Raw genomic sequence first — 438 nt, 5'->3', positions numbered from 1 at the left:
TAAAAATGAGCATACGAAATAAACCCTAACGGGTTTCATTTTTTTACTTATGCAACTTTTTTTGTTTTCTATATCCACTATACTCATAGATAACACCCATAATATCAAAGATAGCTTTCTGCTCATATCGATGAGATTTCTGGCCATTTTTCTTTAGTAGGGTAAACAGGCAGATTAAAACCTTTATTATTATATGGGAGTTTCTCTGTATCGCTTGATATAACAGGGATAGATGATCTTGAATCATCCCAATTGCTTTATATTCACTTAGTTCTCTTTTGTGCTTTCGCAACAGCAGTTGGCGCATCTTAAACATCGTGGAAGAACAGATAAAAATGGCAATGAGTTTTCCATACACATGGCATTCTAATCGCTCTTGTTTGATAGTTTGCCAGTGATGAATTTGAAATAGAGATTTCCACGTTTTAAATATGATTT

1 pseudogene is annotated in these 438 nt (G+C 33.3%); it reads right to left on the bottom strand.

The annotated features are described in order from the left end of the window. Positions 1-43 precede the first annotated feature (43 nt). A pseudogene (locus MR155_RS31420) lies at positions 44-438 on the bottom strand (IS4 family transposase); the annotation flags it as partial.

Source organism: Bacillus cereus group sp. BfR-BA-01331 (genome assembly GCF_022663915.1).
In the GTDB taxonomy this organism is placed as follows: Bacteria; Bacillota; Bacilli; order Bacillales; family Bacillaceae_G; genus Bacillus_A; species Bacillus_A mycoides.
Note: the sequence above shows the minus strand (reverse complement) of the source record. Positions and strands in the feature narration are given on the sequence as shown.